A 16,943-nucleotide genomic window follows, 5' to 3' on the forward strand; every position below is an offset into this window, starting at 1 on the left:
TGTAATTAATAATAAGGCGCCATGAAAATATACACCAAAACTCCCGTAAAAGCAACATAGAGCCACACAGGAAAAGTATATCTCGCAATTTTTCTATGTTTCTCAACTTCACCGGTCAGGCCTCTGTACATGGTGAACAACACCAGGGGAACAATGATAGCCGAAAGTATAATATGAGTGATCAACACGAAAAAGTAAACATATCTAAGTACTCCTTCCCCACCATAAGGAACCGGATCATTACTGATCTTGGAGATCACGTAACTCACCAGGAACACCGCAGAAAGAAAAAAAGCGGTGATCATGAAATTTCTGTGCAATTTAATAGCACCAGCCTTCATGGCATAAAATCCCGCAATTAGTAAAATGGCGGTACAAAAATTAAGAACAGCATGAAAAAATGGAAAACTTCCCAATTCCAACCCCATGAAGTCATACCGCTCCGGCAGGTACATTAAGACCAATACCAAAGCCGGCACTAATACTGAAATTCCAATAATAGTGGGTACTACTACTCGATCGCTAGTCTTTAGCTCCATTTTTCAAAAGATTGATTATATCCTGTTCTAAAATATCAATTTGAGGCTCCTCTTCCCCAACTCCTACTTGCTTTCCTCTTTCTACGGAACCCCTGTAATAAATGATCGGGTTACCGAATTTATCTTCCCTGGAACGAATAAATCCTTCCTGATCTATTAGAGCGAAATACCCGGAATGAGCGAAACCTCCTTCTGCTTCAGGATCTTCCCCGGCATAAATATTAAAACCGGAATTGGCAAGATCGTAAATTTCCTCGCGATCTCCCGTTAAAAGATGCCAGTTTTGATGATCAATACCGTGCACTTCTGCATATTGTTTAAGGACCTGAGGTGTATCATGAGTTGGATCAATACTAAAAGAAGCGATCCCAAAATCTTCATTGTTCTTAAACTTTTCCTGAACACCTACCAGGTTCTTATTCATGATAGGGCAAATGGTAGGACAGGTGGTAAAAAAGAATTCAGCCACAAAAACCTTTCCTTTATAATCTTCCTGGGTGATCGTATCACCATCCTGATTCACAAAGCTGAAGTCAGGGATCCTTTTCTTTTCCCCGTTCATGATCACGTAGGCCAATTCCTTTTTAGAGGCTTCCCTTTCCTCTTTTGTGTCAGAGCGATTTGATTTAACCACTGCCTCCCCTTCTATCCGGTCAATGATCTCAGGGATCACAATAATTCCGAACACCAGGATCACTAATGAAATTCCTATGTATGAGTAATTCTTCATTTCTTTCTACTCTGGTTATATTTTTTAAGCTCCAGGCGGTACTCTGCCAGGATCACTTTTACATCGTCATTCATCTTGTTATTCAGGACGGCAATAGACCCCGTATCATACCCAAATAGTTTACCGGCACCTTCATCATCCTGCCTCCCTCTTAATTTCGCATCTTTATCTATTATAAAAACATGAGGGGTTGAAAGATCTGAATCCAGTTCTAGGTTTGAATCAAGGCTGGAAAATAAGGTTTTGATCTCCTCTTCGGAAGCAGTTACGAATTTCCACTTTTTGAGGTCTGCAATGGTAGAAAGTTCTTGTTTAAGAACTTCAATTTCTTTTTCATTTCCTTCCGGAACAACCGAGATAAAATAGAAATCCTTGAACTCTGAATAAGGCTCATATATCTTTTCCACCAAATGGTAGGCGTTAGTCTCGTAATCTACCGGATCCTTTCCGGGGAAACTTAGAATAGTGATATTACCTTCAAAGGCAGGCGTGTTTCCGTCAAGAGAACGGAATCCGTCAAGAGAAGCGACTTCGGCATCCAGAATAGGAAGCCTGGCAAAATTATTGACCCCAGACGCAAAGAAAAGATAAGCAACCAGCGGGAGGGCAAAAAGGACAATAATGACAAAGAATTTCTTCATTTCTCCGTAAATAAATAGAGCACAAAAATAAAAAAAGGCGGTCTTAAAACCGCCTTTCAAATATCATTTAACGTTTAAAAGTCCCAGGCGACATGTCCTCTGTTCATCACCTCATGAACATAATCTCCTTCAGTAAGAAGGATGAACACAAGATAAACGACCAGGAAGATCGCAGTCCATACTACAGACCTTCTAAGACCCTTGGTCTCGCCTTCCATATGCATGAAAGCCCAGGTAATGTAATATGCTTTATAAACGGTAAGAATAATGAATATCCAGTTCAGCAATTTAAGGCTGATAAAATATGTATCTGTAAGGAAGGCCGGTTTAATAATACCTAAAATAACTTCTACTAAAGTTACAATGGAAAGGATGATAAAAACAGTCCAGATCCTTTTTGTATTTGACTTGTGTAAGTGTGTATCGTGTGCCATGTCTTTTAAAACTCTTTATTATACTAAATAGAAGAATGTGAATACAAATACCCACACCAAATCAACAAAGTGCCAGTATAACCCAACTTTTTCAACCATCTCATAACTTCCTCTTCTCTCATAAGTCCCTAACAGAACATTAAAGAAGATAATTATGTTGATCATCACCCCTGTAAATACGTGGAATCCGTGGAAACCAGTTATAAAGAAGAAGAAATCAGCAAAAAGAGGGTTACCGTACTCATTGTGGTGAAGGTTAGCTCCTTCAATAACACCCACGGCCTCATTTTGAAGTTTCGCCATTGACTCCTGACGGGTCAATACTACTTTTTCACCGGTTGCAGTAAGCTCCTGAGTTCTAACAAGCAAGTTTGGATTTGCTTCAAATCCTGCAAGTATATCACTCACCTGGTACTTTGCAACTCCAGGTTCATCCACAAACCACAGTCCGTTAGATCTTTCGTGAAGCACTCTTTCTCTTGGCATAGCAGTAACGAAATCAGCGATCGCCACTCTCTCACCTTCTTTATTTACAACCTGAAGAATGTTACCCCCTTCAGTTTGAATAGCACCGTAAGTTCCTTTGATGAAGTTTTTCCACTCCCAGGCCTGAGACCCAAGGAAGATCAAACCACCAATGATGGTAAGCAACATGTAGAAGGTCACTTTAGCCTTTTTCATCTGGTGGCCGGCATCTACTGCCAATACCATCGTTACAGAAGAAAAGATAAGGATAAAGGTCATTAAGGCCACATAATACATGGGAGCATCTACTCCATGCATGAACGGGAAGTGATTGAACACCTCATCTGCAATTGGCCAAGAATTTGAAAATTTGTATCTCGCAAAACCATAAGACGCCAAAAAGCCAGAAAAGGTAAGAGCATCTGACAATATGAAGAACCACATCATCATTTTACCATAACTCACCTTTAAGGGATCATTTCCACCGCCCCAGGTTTTTCCTTCAGTACCTGTTCTAGTAACAGTAGCTTCCATAGAAAGAATTTGAAATTTAAGTATTCCGCAAAAATACGGTTTTTTATTATCTAAAGAAATATAAAAACAAAAACAGGTAAATCCATAGGGCATCAACAAAGTGCCAGTAAGTTGCACCCAGTTCTAAGCCAAGAGTTTGCCCTATTTGATAACGCTGTTTAAAATGGTTATAAATTAGGACAAAAAGGACCACAATACCTCCAGCAAGGTGTGCTAAATGCGCCAGCACCACCACATAAATGAAGGAAGTGGTCACCGTACTTTCACTTCCGGTAAAGTAATATCCATCAGCAATAAGAGCGCTAAAACTTTCAAATTGCAGGTAAATAAATCCTACAGCCAACGCAAGGGTTGCCCACAAAAGAATAGTTGCATTCTTGCGATTTCCTTTCTTGACAGCTTTTTCAGCAAGAAAAATGGTAATACTGCTAAAAAGGATAACCAAAGTACTCCAGTAAAATGCGTTTGGAAGTTGAAGATCTGAGATCCAATCCGGTCTGTTCTTACTAACCACGTAAGCACTTGTAAGCCCGGCAAACATCATAGCCATACTAATAATCCCAAACCACAGCATCATTTTCTTGGCGCGACCGGCTTTGTGTTCGTGTGTTCCTTGTGTTAAATCCATGTACGAATTAATTTATCTAAAACATATATTATTTGAAGCAAGGTGATATAAGACACACTTGCAAGCATTAACTTTTTGGCGGCTTTTGCATCCCTGTCACGATACAGCTTAATCGCGTAATACAACATTCCTAAGCCCAGTGCCAGTACGATCACTGCAGAATATGGCGTGATAAACAATTTACCAGTAACTCCGAAGACAGGAATAAGTGACACCAGAAGCGTCCAAACCGTGTACAGCACTATCTGAATCGCGGTGCCTTTATCTTTCTTCCCGGTTGGAAGCATGAAAAATCCTCCTTTGGCGTAATCATCATACAACCACCATCCAAGTGCCCAGAAATGCGGGAATTGCCAGAAGAACTGTATCATAAAAAGTGTCCCCGGCTCTATTCCGAAGTTACCCGTTGCCGCAACCCATCCCAACATAAAAGGGATGGCTCCCGGGATAGCCCCTACAAAAACCGAAAGCGGAGTCTTTGTCTTTAAAGGAGTATACACACTCACATATATAAAGATACTGATCGCTCCAAACATAGCTGTTCTGGGGTTGATCATATACAGGATCACCAATCCGAGTATGGTTAGGAAACTGGCGATGAAAAAAGCAGTATTTACAGACATTCTTCCGGAAGGAACAGGCCTGTTGCGGGTCCTGTCCATCAAAAGATCCAGGTCCTTTTCAATTATCTGATTGTAAGCGTTTGAGGCGCCCACCAAACAATAACCACCTATTGCCAGCATTATTACCGTCAAAAGATCAATTGATTCTGCTCCTAAAAAGTAACCTGCCACCGAGGAAAAGACCACACTAACAGCAAGTCTCACCTTCGTGATCTCTTTTAGGTCTGAAATTAGAGAAACAGAAGAAGTATGTACACGGGTATTCTCCAAAAAGGGTATTTTTTTAATTGGCGCAAAGATACTTCTAAATCTCTTTTTCACAAGGAGATGGAAACGTTAATTTTTTAAGACAGAAAAATCCGAATACTGAAAATCAGATATTTAAACACCTAGTAGTCATAGTACCAGTTAAAGATATCGGTTCGAAGACCTATGTTCAGCCAATAAGTACTGTTATCAAAAACAGCGGGAGTATTGGTCTTAGCATCGAAATTGCGATAAATAAAACTTCCGAAGAATTTAAGATTGGTGACAGGATTTACGATATACCCTAACTCGGTTTCAGCGAAAAATGAGTTCACGGTATTACCCTGACCTATTTCAGCTGATTCAAAAGGACGATCTTCCTCTACCCTGTATATATTTCCGCCGTAATTCGCCATGTCTCCCGGCGTATTATAATCAAACCCTCTTTTCCCGTAGATCCCTTTAAAGCTTCCGTACATACGACCTTTCTTGTAGCGGGCGATCCCTACCACTTCCTTGAAATTCGCTCCCCAAAAATGAGCCATTGACTGGTTTGTATGCCCGTAATTAAGGGTAATGGTATTATGAGAATAGGTATAAGGCCGCACCTGATTGTATTCAAGCTGCAAATAAAGTTCAGGAACATTGAAGGCATTGAAATATTTAGCTCCCACCTGGAAACCGTGCTTGTTCTTCCAGCTGCCTTCACCTCCGAAAACGTCTACTGAAGAAAATTCGTCGATAAGCCATTGCCCGTAAGTAAGGAATTGGTCACTCCATTTGAATTTTCCGGTTAGCCCTATAATTGCATTCCCGGCCTGCGCCCCGGTAGAGAATTCGATGGCACGGTAAAAAATGATAGGATTAAGATAATTAAGATCAAAACCGCGATTGTTGTCATTTTCCCACATTACCGATTCGAAAAAGCCAATATTCAGTCGCTTGGTAACATTGTAACTCAAATAATGATTGGCCATGAACTTGGTGCGATACGAGTCTTCCCCGGTAACCTCAGGTCTTACATCTCTTAGCGACATCCAGGTATTCGTGTATTTTATCTTCCAGAAAGTAGTGTTCAACTTAAAGAAAGGATAAGGCGAGGCATTATCGCTTAAAAGCAACGAACGATAGCCATCCCCAATAAAGTTCTTACCGTGACCGAACTGAAGATTAAAAAACTTGCTTGGACTGAATGACAAATATCCTTCGGCAACCGGATAATCATATGCCTGACCCATAAAACCTTTCGCGATCCCTCTCCCCGGAATGATCGCAGCACCTTCGGTACCCGGCTTAATAGATTCCGCATAGCGATTGTAATAATCGGCAAACCTTCCCTGGTTTTCATATACTACCGAATAGAAATTGAATTTTTCTCCCAGCCCACCCTGAAAAATGGCTGCACGGGTATTATTATAAGTTACATCGAGGTCACTTTCGAAATCTTTTCCCACCTGTACATCCAGTCCAAAATCGACTGTAAACCAGTAATCCTCCCCCTGAAACCTGAAGAGGTGCTCATTCCATAATTTTCTACCCAACCAGGAATCGGTTTGCTTGAAAAGCTTTTCATTTTCTGCCTCAAAGTCATAATACGGCTGCACCTCGCTATAAACGAAAGGTTTTGAAGCCGAATGGAAATTGGTTCCTACCCGGTTCACCTCATCATCGAATCTGCTGTATAATTCATGAGATAAAGGAATGTTGATCTCACTGGAAGCCCTTCTATTGGTAATTTGCAAAGTCTTTATAGAATCATATTCATTTACCGCCTTTTGAAGAGAGGGTTTATCTGAACTCTCCAGCCTCTCTACGGTCACTTCCTCCCAACTATTTTGATCTAAAGGAACCCTAAGCGGCATCCTGAAATGCATATTGATAGCCCTGCTATTGTAAGTAGCAGGATCGATCTTTGGCAGGGTCGTAAAAACCCTTTTCACCTCTTCTTTCAATTCCTGATAAGGCGCATCTACATAGATCACCCCAAAATTCCCTTCGCGATCCACTTCAAAAAGCACCACCAATTCGCCCTTGAACTTATCCTGCAACACTACCTCGGGAACCTGAAATTCCTGAATCACTTTCTTCTTAAATGTATTTATAAAGCACGATTCTTCCCGATCAAAGTCTATTCTCTGACACTCCTCAAAAACCGGAAATCTTTCATGGTCACCCACAAAGGTTTGAGAATTAGAAACAAATGAAAAAAGTAAAAATAGTAGCAGATGGAACTTCTTCATAACTTGAAGGATGCAGGTTGAATTAGGTGTGGGAAAGATACCAATTTTTAAGAAAGTTCTTACTTTCTGCGGAAAAATCCTTCTTTAAACAAACCTTTTAAAACCAGAATACCCGCTATAAAAAGCGGGCATCCTGTTTATGTAAAAAATTTAATTCTGAATTCTAAATGTTATCGGCAACATATACAAGACGCCAACCGGTCTTCCCTGCTGCTTGCCGGGTTGCATTTCGGGCAATGTCCTGACCACGCGAATGGCTTCTTCCTCTAAAAGCGGATGAGGACCTCTTGCCCCCAGAACCTTCACTGTTCCATCGGGCTGAATTTTAAAATTCACATAGATCTTATGAACCCCGGAAAGACCTAATTCCGAACCCAAAGAAATATCAAACTTTCGCCCTACGATCTTCTGAATTTTCCCGCTCATGCATTTCATTCGTTCATTATTAGAGCTGAGATTTTCACAACCTGGAAATACAGGAACTTCTTCTACTGCCATTATAGAATAATCGTCAACCGGCTCTTCAGGATCAACCACAACGATATCTTCAACAGGAACTTCCTTCCCTTCCCATGATTCGGTAGAGGCTATAAGAGTTTCCTTTACGGGCTCATCGTTATCTATCACTTCAGGTGCTTCAACCACTTCTTTCGGAATTTCAGGTAACTTCGGTTCTTTCAAAACAGTTATAGGGATATCTATTTCAGTAAAAGGATCAGGATCATTAATATCATCCACACCTGGCTCTTGATTATAGGCCTTCCATTCCAGGGCCTGCCAGACAAAAAACAGGACGAGGATCAACCCTATTTGAAAATAGAGGATACTTTTCCTTGAAACATCGGCACTCTTGTTTTTCTTGGTTTCCATAATTAAGTATTTAAAAGTTAATCTTATTCACAGTTTGGAAACCCCTGCTGGTTACGGCATAAAATCAAAAACAGGAAGGTTACTAATCAAAAACCAACAAGTATGCCTAAAATCTAACATTTAAATAAATTTTTAATATTTACATTAAAAAAACCATATCTTATTAACCATAAAACAAAATCATTGTAAAAAAAGCACAAAAAAAACCCGCACAATGTGCGGGTTTCATATTTAGATAAGCCTTCGCTTAGTCTTGTACTCTAAAGGTAATAGGAAGGGAGTAAAGTACCCCAACCGCTTTTCCACGTTGTTTACCAGGTTGCATTTTAGGCAACATGTTCACAACACGTTCAGCTTCTTGTTTTAAACGAGGGTGCGGTGCACGAGCCCCAAGAACTGTCACATCACCATTTTTCTCAATTCTAAACTGAACATAAATTCTGTTGATTCCGGTAAGACCAAGATCACTACCTAGACCTGTATCGAATCTTCTGTTCACGAAGTCGTTGATCTTTTCACTCATACAGTCTTTACGCTCCTGGTTGTTTCTTTTGCTTTCACAACCCGGGAAGATTGGCACATCCTCAATAACTGCAAACGGAACATCCCCAATTTCTTCTTCTTCTTCAACAACCTCAACTTCTTCTACTTCTACGATCTCTTCCTGATTGGTTTCTGTAGACTCAATAATGGTCTCTTCAACTTCTTCTTCATCTTCCACAACCTCGATCACTTCAGGAGCTGGCGGTGGTGGCGGTGGTGGCGGCGGTGGTGTATTTTGAAGTTCGGTAATTGGCACATCTTCCTCCTCAAAAGCATCCATATCTACCATCCCGGTATCAATAGCTTCTTTATCGTAGGTTTTCCACTCAATTGCCCTCCATGTAATAAACAGCATCAATATCATTCCAATCTGGAAGAACAGGATACTTCTCCTGGACAAATCAGCTTTTGGGTTTTTCTTGGGTTTCATAATTCCGTTTTAATTATAGGTTGGCTAAAATAATTAATTTTTAATAAAAAATAAATTAATCTTAGCTTTTAACCTGATTAGAGAATCCTTTAGTAGCCACACTGCAATTCCCGCTATAATCACCCCTATACTATTCGCTAAAATGTCGAAAAAATCGAGTTCGCGGTAACTGGTTAACCTGTCTTGAAGCACCTCAATAAAAATGCCAAATACTATCGCAGCACTACAAACGATCAGTATCTTGGGAAAAAGCACTTTTTCATTATAGTTATAGATCACAAAGAACAGCCATAAAAGCCCGAGCCCAAAATAAGCTCCTCCGTGCATGACCTTATCACTAATTCCCAATTCCGGAACAGCGGTATTGGCAAGATTGATCAAAGACAAGTAAACAATCGCAAGGGTATAAACCAATGCGGGAATAAAAAACAGTAGTTTAGCCTTCAACAACTTCTGTATATTCCTCTGCGCTTAAAAGGTCTTCTAGTTCAGACGCATCACTGAATTTAATTTTCACCATCCATCCTTCACCATAAGGATCTGTATTCACCTTTTCAGGCTCATCTTCAAGGCTTTCATTGAACTCGATGATTTCTCCTGAAAGTGGTGCGAAAAGATCAGATACAGTTTTCACTGCTTCAACAGTACCAAAAACCTCTTCTCTAGCTAAGGTTTCATCAACTGTCTCAACCTCTACATATACAATATCACCTAATTCACCCTGAGCAAAATCGGTAATACCAACTGTAGCCACATCACCCTCAATTTTCACCCATTCGTGATCATTGGTGTACTTTAAATCTTTTGGAATCTTCATTGGTTAATTATTTATTAGAGCAAAGTTAATTTTTTAATTGTTCTCGTCAAACAGCATTTGTTAATTTCCGAAGTTATAGCGCAAAGTAATTCCAGACCTGATAGTGGTTTGAGGGAATGCAGTAGAAATTGCGTATTCCGAAAAACTATGATCGTAATAAACTAATGCAGTCAGGTTCTTCGAAAGCGCATAATCTGCTGTGAAATTGATCGCCCATATATCCTGCCCGGCTGTCACCTGGTTATTCTGAATATCTAAATATCGAATGATGGTTTCATTATGACGGAATGAAACATCAGCCTTAAAATTAAGGTCACTGCTCAAAATTCGCTGTTTACCCCCCACCGTGGTAGTGAATTTCAAATCTTTGATCCTATACCCCAATCCTAAGGTATATTGATTTCCACTGATCTCGGTAAGCAGATTGTTATCGAAGCTCAAAGACAGGGCACGATCTTTTTGAACATCGGCCAGGATCTTTACAGAATTATTCATTTCCAGATCTACACGAATCAACGGACTAAACTGCTCGGTCAAATTTATATTAGAATACAACACTTCACTTTTATAATTCCCGGCCTGATCCTGCTCCAAAGGATTTTCAGGATCATAATCCAGATTAGTCTGAAACTGGTTGATGGTATAACCCGAATTATAGCCGTGATTTACAGAGAAACGTTTAAAGTTCTTTTTGAACCACGGAAGACGCATTAGTCCGGTGTATTTCAAATTCCAGTTTGGAAGCGGAAAATCCCTGAAGGCATCAAGCTTTATTTTATCTGGATCGCTTCCTGAGTAAGCAGCAAGAAAAGCTGGAAGCAACACATTCTGACTGGTTTTTCCATATCCTACCGGGTAACCGTCTGCATCGGTATTATTAGGATCAAATCCATTTGCTTCTGCCAGACGGCGAGCAATGGTCAATCTATTTTCCCTGAATTCCTGGAATACCGCTGAAGATTCGGCCGTACTTTCACTAAAGGCTGTCCCTAATAAAATAGTTGAAATATTGAAGTTTCCGAAGGTAACCGGGGTGAGCGGCATATACTCCCCGTTTGTGACCCGGTAGTTTTCAGAAAAAGTTTCCGAATACATCCTTCCTGCACTCAGTTCAACCGTAAGGTCAGGAATGAAAGAAAGACTCGCGTTAATTCCTAACTGATCGTTCTCGACCTCGGTATACTGCTGGTTAAAATCCTGGTATAACGTAAGCCAACCTTTTCTGGCCGCGAGGTATCTTATCTCCTCCTGGCTTCCCAAAGTAAATCCTACAGTGGGTTTCCAGGTCCCCAAAAAGCCAATATCATTGGTATACCCCGGAAGATAGATCCCGTTGTTCTTTTGATAGTTCACCTGGATCTTCTTGATCGCAGTCACCAGACCTATAAAGGTGTTATAAGATTTATCCCCGGCACTCAACCCAGTTTCTTCTTGCTGTGCCCCCTCTTCCTTTTTAGAGTTCAAGGTCGGAACATTTCGGCTTCTCTCTTCGATTGTCTTGCCGGCCTGCTCCTTTGTTTTCTTTTTAAGCCCAATATAATCGTACAGCGTCTGCATTTCAAGATTCGCATTGATCTTGTGAGAATTTGAATTCTGCACACTATTTCCAAGATCGGGAATATCTTCTAAAAACCGGAAGATCTCAGAACCCCTTTCCCACTGGAAGTTCCCTGTATAAGAATACGTAGCTTTTATGAAATCCAGCGCTGGCACTTTTGAAAAAGGCAGCTCATAATTCAGCTGAAGAGATTGAAAATGCTGATTTGGGATCCCGGTATTGAAGAACCCTTCCCAAATATCGGTTGTAGTGTCAGGGACATTCTCCTCATCCAGATAATTTCGCACGATCCTGTTAGTAGAGGAATTGAAGTTCAGGCTAAGACTTTTCGTGAAATTGTAATTAATAGTGTACTGCCAGTCAAAAAGGAAATTTCGCTGGTACAGGGTTGGTATCCCGTTCAGGAATCCCGGCGGAAGATTGATCTCCCTGAAAGTCTGCTCATTGTACTGCCTGAAAATGGTAGAACCGGCCGAAATATTTGTTGGCAACAGGTTAAAATTAAAATCTTTAAGTAAAGCGAAATAAGCACTGCTGTCTAAAGCCTTTACGTTTTTTAGAGGTTCGATCGTGATAGGCGCAAAAGTATAATCATAAGTAGCGCCCAATCGCACGTTCTGGTCAAAAGCTTCCTCGATCTCGAAATCGCGGTGATCAATTTGGTTATAACTGGCTGCAACCGTAAAGTTCTCAATGTCATACGGCATGGGCTTGGACTCACCTACCCGCTCTTTACGAAGCCCAATTACATTTATACTCTGTCTCTTGGTATAATCCTCTGCCCGTTCCTTCAATTCTTCTTTTCTTTCGGAAGTAGCAGCATTATCAAGCAAGGTTTCCAATTCAAGATCCAGATATTCGGGATCGTATTTGGGAGTTATCAACTCCTCACCAATACTATAACTCACCGGTATCTTCACTCCCCATTTCTGCGGAAGTAATTGCCCCATATTTACATTGCTCACAAAATCATACTGCTGCAGATCTTCACGGCTTCTTTGGTTTGGTCCCTGTTCAAGGGCGCCAAAACCTACCGTACTTCTTCTTCCGGTAGCCGAAACATTTGCAAAATCAGCGATGTTGGCATCCATATTGACGATCGCGGCCCAGCCACCTTCATTGTTAAGGTCTGAAAGTCTTAATTCATTGAACCATACTTCCCCGCAAAGATCTCTCGAATCAGAATCCGGAAGGCCATTTTTGAGTCCCAGCATCAGCATTCTGATATTTCCGAAACTAGGATTCCCTTTGATTCCAATTCGCAAATCCCCCATGTCATAAGGATCTCCGTCGTTGACCGGTGTACCATCCTCACTAAAGAAATTGAGTTCCGTAGAAACATAGGTAGGATCCCCTATCACTTTTGCTTTTATCTCCTGAAGCAATTCCAGCGGCAGTTTCAAAAAGTTCTCTTCCGGCCAGATCTCGCTTGCACTTACAGCCCCAAATTGGGTTGGCTTAAGCGGCACCTCTATCTGGTAGAAATTGTTCGTAAAATCGGTTCCAATTCTTATAAATGCAACCAATTCTCCCTCATTCAACTCTGGTCTGTTTACAACAGACTCCGCGTGAATGAACATTTCCAGGTTCTTATACTGTCGCATATCCAGCTGGAAATTCTTATAAACTGCCCGCGCGTCCTGCGGTTCAAGTTCACAAACCGTAAGAGAAAGAGACTGCTCGTTCTGCCTGATTCTGGTATTGTTGTTCTGCAATTCTTCCCGCTCCACTCCCGGCGGAAGCACATAAGGAATAGGTTGCCTGTTTTCGTTCTCTTCAATACTTACCGCAGCCACCTGGAAGCTGGTATCTTCATTTGCAGGATCAGATTTATCAGGATCCAGAGTTTGGGTATACCTTCTGTAATCCCCTCTAACCAGATCCATAGTACCAAACCTTAAAACGGTTGGATCTTCAAATTCGGTCAGGAACATTCTCATGAATCGGATGGATCTGAAATCTCCAATTCCTCCTTTGGCAGAAGTAGGCTCAAAAATCGGAATTTTGAACTGCACCCAGCGAACCGGAAGTTCCTGCCCGTTAGCCAACGTCGTATTGAATTGTTTTACATCGGTAATATACTGGCTGTTGTCAATATTCATTCCGGGGAACAGATCTACTTCATATTCAAAATAGCTGTCAACCGTGTTCATGGTGTTATCACGGTTAATATCTTCAACCGTCGGAAGCGTTGTATTTCCCCTATCTGTATTGGTAACTGCAGTAGGAGAGTTTCCTTCGATCCCGTTGTATTCAAGATACCTGTTCAGGATCCCGCCCGAAGCACTCAGGAAATATGAGTAGTTATCGGCAGAAGGATCCGGCAAACCGGCAAAATCAGGAAATTCAACCGCTTCCTGGCTATCCAGTAATCCGTCGTAACCAATATCCTGGTTTAATCTCGCCTGGCCTTCAGTATTGAAAGCATAGATCAGCGATTGGTTGGAAGGCACTTTTCCGAAAGCCGTGGGAGTGGTCCCCAGCGTACCGCCATCTTCAGGCAGCCCGTTCTCGTATTGCTTCCGACCGTCCTTTAAAACATCTTCGGAAATATTCCCTAAGTTGAACACGAGTTTCCCTCCGTTGTTCGTGGCATTCTCAGAATAGATGAAAGGGTCCATCAACCAGAATTCAATGTACTCCACGTTGCTTTGCTCAAAATTAGTGGAGTTTATTGGCCTTGTGATCCCTCCAAAATTCTGTTCAGGATTAGGAAGATCGTTCCCGCCTGCTGCCGCAGGGTTATAGTTATACGGACCTCTTACATCGGGATAGTATGCAAGGTCCATGGTGTACAATACCTGGGATTGCCCCTGAACGATATCAACATTCGGAAAGATCTCGTCTATAAAAACTCTCCTGGTGGCGTAGCTGGAAAGATCGGCGTCTGAAATCCCTTCCGGGCGACTGCTGCCATAGAAAATAGGATCTATACTATACCAGGCCAGTTTTGCCCTTTTGTAACCTGTGGCCAGGTCACCATTTCCAAGTTCCCCTCCAAACCCGAGTGGCGCACTTGAAAGCTCCCATCCCAATGGATTGTCAATGGAAATGGAAGTTTGAGCAGCTTCAAAATCATCTACATAAGTGGTAGCCTTACCACCAATTTCATTTCCTTTTGGAGCTCCCGGCACCAAATAGGCCACTTCTCCACGTAAAGATAAATTCGAAACCACATCTGTATCTATGTTCGGAAGCTTGTTTACCATACGTGTCAAAAATGGCACTTCGGTAGAGTAATTCAGGTTAAGACCCAGGATGGTATTATTGATAGGCTCGTAACTATAATTGGATTTTTGGGTCAGCGGCCGCTCATTGAGGTTGAGATAGGTACCGCCTACCAAAAAGTTCTCATTGAACTGGTGCTCCACGTTAATTCCCGTAAACCGTTTTGTCTGCTGACCAAAAAGAGCATTATTCTCTGTAGACACCTGAATGGGAATATTGGACGCCAGTAAAGATTCGTCAAGGATCTGCACCCTTCCAAACTGGTAGTTCACTACATAATCAACCCCTTCCTGCAGCACCCTTCCACCGGCAGTAACGGTAACCGATCCCTGCGGAACGTTAAATGCGCCAATTGGAATTCCTTCTACATTTGAGGTTTTATACCTTCCTTTTAACTGGAACTTATTCTTGTCTGCCTGCTCCTGCTCTGCCTGTGTTTTAGTGGTTTCATAAAGCGCCCTGAAAACATATTTTTCCTGGTTGGCGTTATAGGTTTCCGGAAATTCGTAATCTTCACCACCCGCATTAGGATCGGGATCCAGTTTTTCAAAAAGGTATTTTCCGAAGGGTTCCACAGAGGTAAAAATGATACTTCCGGTTTGAGGGTCAATGGTGATCCCCGGCACGAAGTCAAAAAAGCCGTCCCCTCCTATAATGGGATCCCCGTTTATGGTAAGATTATCAAGGTTGAAGACTTTCAAAAGTGTGGTTTCTTCGACATCTTCCGGAAGGGGCACCCCATCAACACCGGTAATATAATTAAGCGGCTGAGGATCTGTATACACAATATTCATCCTGAAATCCTCCCTTTCCAGCTGAAGGGTTCCCAGGTTATAGATATTCTTCATCATGAGATCCCAGATAGGCTCATTGACATTTGTGACGGTACTTTTCAATAGTTTCACCACCAGGTTTTGAGAAATGGAAGCTTCTCCTGTTCCTCCCGAAGCATCTATCCCGTCATTTGCGAATTCACCAACCTGGTAAACCTGTCCACCCACGGTATACTGGAAAGCAACCGCCAGGATCTCGTCACTTGCCAGGCGCTGGTTAAGGGAAATATACCCCAGTTGACTGTTCAGGCGATATTCAGATCTATTAAGTTGCCGGGCATTCTCAAGTTTCACATAGTCTGTACCTTCGGCCACCTGTAATCCACCAAAACCGCTTTGGACCGTGGCGATATCCCTAATGGCAGGTGTAAGCACAGATTCTTCAGGACCGGTGATCCCAAAAGGATTGAGGTCGTTATTGCGGTTATCAGCATAAGCGCCTGCAGGCTGATTGAAAAATCCGGCCGGCGGATTTTCGAGTCCAATGTTACCTTCGACAGGGGATTCCCCAAGATCCTGGATCGCCACAATATTCCTGGCATCGGTAAGATTTTGAACGCTGTTACTTCGGTTGGTTACCCAAACCTGCACACGCGTTATCTGAACATTCGAGTTTATAAACGGATAATCTTCGAGAGCTTCATCATAATGATCCCTGAAATAGTGCGCCAAAAAGAAGTGACGGTTCTCGTCGTATTCGATGGCGAACTTATCAAATTCCTGTACCGTCGCGCCGCCTTCCACATTCACGGTTCGACGTTCCGACTTTTGCTCAGAAAACACCCCGGTGATCCTGGTTTTTCCAAATTGCAATTCGGTCTTGACCCCAAAAAGGCTCTGCGCTCCCTGGATCAAGGCTGAATTTAGCGGCATGTTGATATTACCAACTTCTATCTTCTGGATTATATCATCTTCAGTGGGAGTATATTCAAGTTTCAGCTGATTCTGGAAATCGAAGGTCGACTCTGTGTCATAGTTGGCGGTCACCTTCAGCCGTTCGCCGATATTTCCCAGTAAGCTCAATTGTATACGCTGGTCAAAGTCAAAGGTAAAGGTTCTCCTGTTCCGGGGAGAAAAAGCCGGATTATCCCTTTTCGAATAAAGGATCCCCAGATCGAGAGCTACCGAACCCTGCGGAATGAGTTCGATCTCCCCGCCTCCAAAAATGTTCTGAAAAAAATCTGAATTCACATAGAATCCAGGTAGCAGATCTCTCTGCTCTTCTTCGGTCCCTTCCTTTCTTCCGGAAAGCGCATCGATCTTCTGCTGGAAATAATTGTTCATCTCTTCCTGAAGCACGAGTTCTTCAAATTCTTCCGGAGTTAAAATAAGGGGGGCAGAAATATTAAAATTTCCAAGGCTTTCAGTATAAATATAACGGTCCAGCAAAGGATCATATTTATATGAAGCTATAATGCTGTTTGGCCTGGGCAGTTCGATCCTGCCTAACGAATAACCTGTTTTGGTAGTGTCCTGCTGAGTTTCTGTTTCCTGGGAAAAGGCCGCAAAAGGAAATGCCAGCACGCACAACAGCGTAATGGCAAACGAAAGCGAAAACCGATGATTGTAGTTCTGCCTCAAGAC

Annotated in this window: 13 protein-coding genes; all 13 read right to left on the bottom strand. The window is 42.0% G+C overall.

The annotated features are described in order from the left end of the window. Positions 1-5 precede the first annotated feature (5 nt). The 13 genes from ACFQ1G_RS07620 to sov all read right to left on the bottom strand — a co-directional run bounded on the left by ACFQ1G_RS07620 (position 6) and on the right by sov (position 16,940). Complete coding sequence (locus ACFQ1G_RS07620) at positions 6-539, bottom strand: DUF420 domain-containing protein (RefSeq protein ID WP_380738170.1); 534 nt, start codon at positions 537-539, stop codon at positions 6-8. Then, complete coding sequence (locus ACFQ1G_RS07625; RefSeq protein WP_380738172.1) at positions 523-1,269, bottom strand: SCO family protein; 747 nt, start codon at positions 1,267-1,269, stop codon at positions 523-525. Before ACFQ1G_RS07625 ends, ACFQ1G_RS07620 begins: the two co-directional genes overlap by 17 nt. Further along, the gene (locus ACFQ1G_RS07630; protein WP_380738174.1) at positions 1,266-1,910 is read right to left on the bottom strand and encodes a hypothetical protein; all 645 of its coding nucleotides are present in this window, start codon (positions 1,908-1,910) and stop codon (positions 1,266-1,268) included. Before ACFQ1G_RS07630 ends, ACFQ1G_RS07625 begins: the two co-directional genes overlap by 4 nt. A gap of 74 nt (positions 1,911-1,984) precedes the next feature. Then, on the bottom strand, positions 1,985-2,344 hold the full coding sequence (locus tag ACFQ1G_RS07635) for a cytochrome C oxidase subunit IV family protein (protein WP_380738176.1): 360 nt from the start codon (positions 2,342-2,344) through the stop codon (positions 1,985-1,987). Between the two features lie 18 nt (positions 2,345-2,362). Then, on the bottom strand, positions 2,363-3,343 hold the full coding sequence (locus ACFQ1G_RS07640; RefSeq protein WP_380738178.1) for a cytochrome c oxidase subunit 3: 981 nt from the start codon (positions 3,341-3,343) through the stop codon (positions 2,363-2,365). 46 nt (positions 3,344-3,389) lie between these two features. Then, complete coding sequence (locus ACFQ1G_RS07645; RefSeq protein ID WP_380738180.1) at positions 3,390-3,971, bottom strand: cytochrome c oxidase subunit 3; 582 nt, start codon at positions 3,969-3,971, stop codon at positions 3,390-3,392. Next, positions 3,962-4,864 (bottom strand): heme o synthase, encoded by a 903-nt coding sequence (cyoE, locus tag ACFQ1G_RS07650; protein ID WP_380738182.1) that lies wholly within the window; start codon positions 4,862-4,864, stop codon positions 3,962-3,964. Before cyoE ends, ACFQ1G_RS07645 begins: the two co-directional genes overlap by 10 nt. Before the next feature lie 119 nt (positions 4,865-4,983). Then, positions 4,984-7,080, bottom strand: a complete 2,097-nt coding sequence (locus ACFQ1G_RS07655; protein ID WP_380738184.1) for a gliding motility protein RemB — start codon at positions 7,078-7,080, stop codon at positions 4,984-4,986. Between the two features lie 150 nt (positions 7,081-7,230). Beyond that, a complete protein-coding gene (locus tag ACFQ1G_RS07660; RefSeq protein ID WP_380738186.1) occupies positions 7,231-7,950 on the bottom strand; it encodes an energy transducer TonB in 720 nt (239 codons plus the stop codon). Positions 7,951-8,197: 247 nt separating this feature from the next. Further along, on the bottom strand, positions 8,198-8,923 hold the full coding sequence (locus ACFQ1G_RS07665; RefSeq protein WP_380738188.1) for an energy transducer TonB: 726 nt from the start codon (positions 8,921-8,923) through the stop codon (positions 8,198-8,200). A 33-nt stretch (positions 8,924-8,956) separates the two neighbouring features. Next, positions 8,957-9,370, bottom strand: coding sequence for a VanZ family protein (locus ACFQ1G_RS07670; protein ID WP_380738190.1), 414 nt, complete (start codon positions 9,368-9,370; stop codon positions 8,957-8,959). Continuing rightward, complete coding sequence (gene gcvH, locus ACFQ1G_RS07675; protein ID WP_380738192.1) at positions 9,360-9,740, bottom strand: glycine cleavage system protein GcvH; 381 nt, start codon at positions 9,738-9,740, stop codon at positions 9,360-9,362. The genes ACFQ1G_RS07670 and gcvH overlap by 11 nt, the downstream gene beginning before the upstream one ends. Before the next feature lie 60 nt (positions 9,741-9,800). Then, positions 9,801-16,940: a T9SS outer membrane translocon Sov/SprA gene (sov, locus tag ACFQ1G_RS07680; protein WP_380738194.1), complete on the bottom strand. Its 7,140-nt coding sequence runs from the start codon at positions 16,938-16,940 to the stop codon at positions 9,801-9,803. Between the last annotated feature and the right edge of the window lie 3 nt (positions 16,941-16,943).

It is taken from the genome of Salinimicrobium gaetbulicola (assembly GCF_042676025.1).
Taxonomy (GTDB): Bacteria; Bacteroidota; Bacteroidia; order Flavobacteriales; family Flavobacteriaceae; genus Salinimicrobium; species Salinimicrobium gaetbulicola.

Coding starts and splice junctions, on each gene's coding strand:
- ACFQ1G_RS07630 (WP_380738174.1), bottom strand. CDS start 1,910: ATGAAGAAATTCTTTGTCATTATTGTCCTTTTTGCCCTCCCGCTGGTT.
- ACFQ1G_RS07620 (WP_380738170.1), bottom strand. CDS start 539: ATGGAGCTAAAGACTAGCGATCGAGTAGTAGTACCCACTATTATTGGA.
- ACFQ1G_RS07660 (WP_380738186.1), bottom strand. CDS start 7,950: ATGGAAACCAAGAAAAACAAGAGTGCCGATGTTTCAAGGAAAAGTATC.
- ACFQ1G_RS07640 (WP_380738178.1), bottom strand. CDS start 3,343: ATGGAAGCTACTGTTACTAGAACAGGTACTGAAGGAAAAACCTGGGGC.
- ACFQ1G_RS07645 (WP_380738180.1), bottom strand. CDS start 3,971: ATGGATTTAACACAAGGAACACACGAACACAAAGCCGGTCGCGCCAAG.
- ACFQ1G_RS07635 (WP_380738176.1), bottom strand. CDS start 2,344: ATGGCACACGATACACACTTACACAAGTCAAATACAAAAAGGATCTGG.
- ACFQ1G_RS07655 (WP_380738184.1), bottom strand. CDS start 7,080: ATGAAGAAGTTCCATCTGCTACTATTTTTACTTTTTTCATTTGTTTCT.
- ACFQ1G_RS07665 (WP_380738188.1), bottom strand. CDS start 8,923: ATGAAACCCAAGAAAAACCCAAAAGCTGATTTGTCCAGGAGAAGTATC.
- ACFQ1G_RS07625 (WP_380738172.1), bottom strand. CDS start 1,269: ATGAAGAATTACTCATACATAGGAATTTCATTAGTGATCCTGGTGTTC.
- gcvH (WP_380738192.1), bottom strand. CDS start 9,740: ATGAAGATTCCAAAAGATTTAAAGTACACCAATGATCACGAATGGGTG.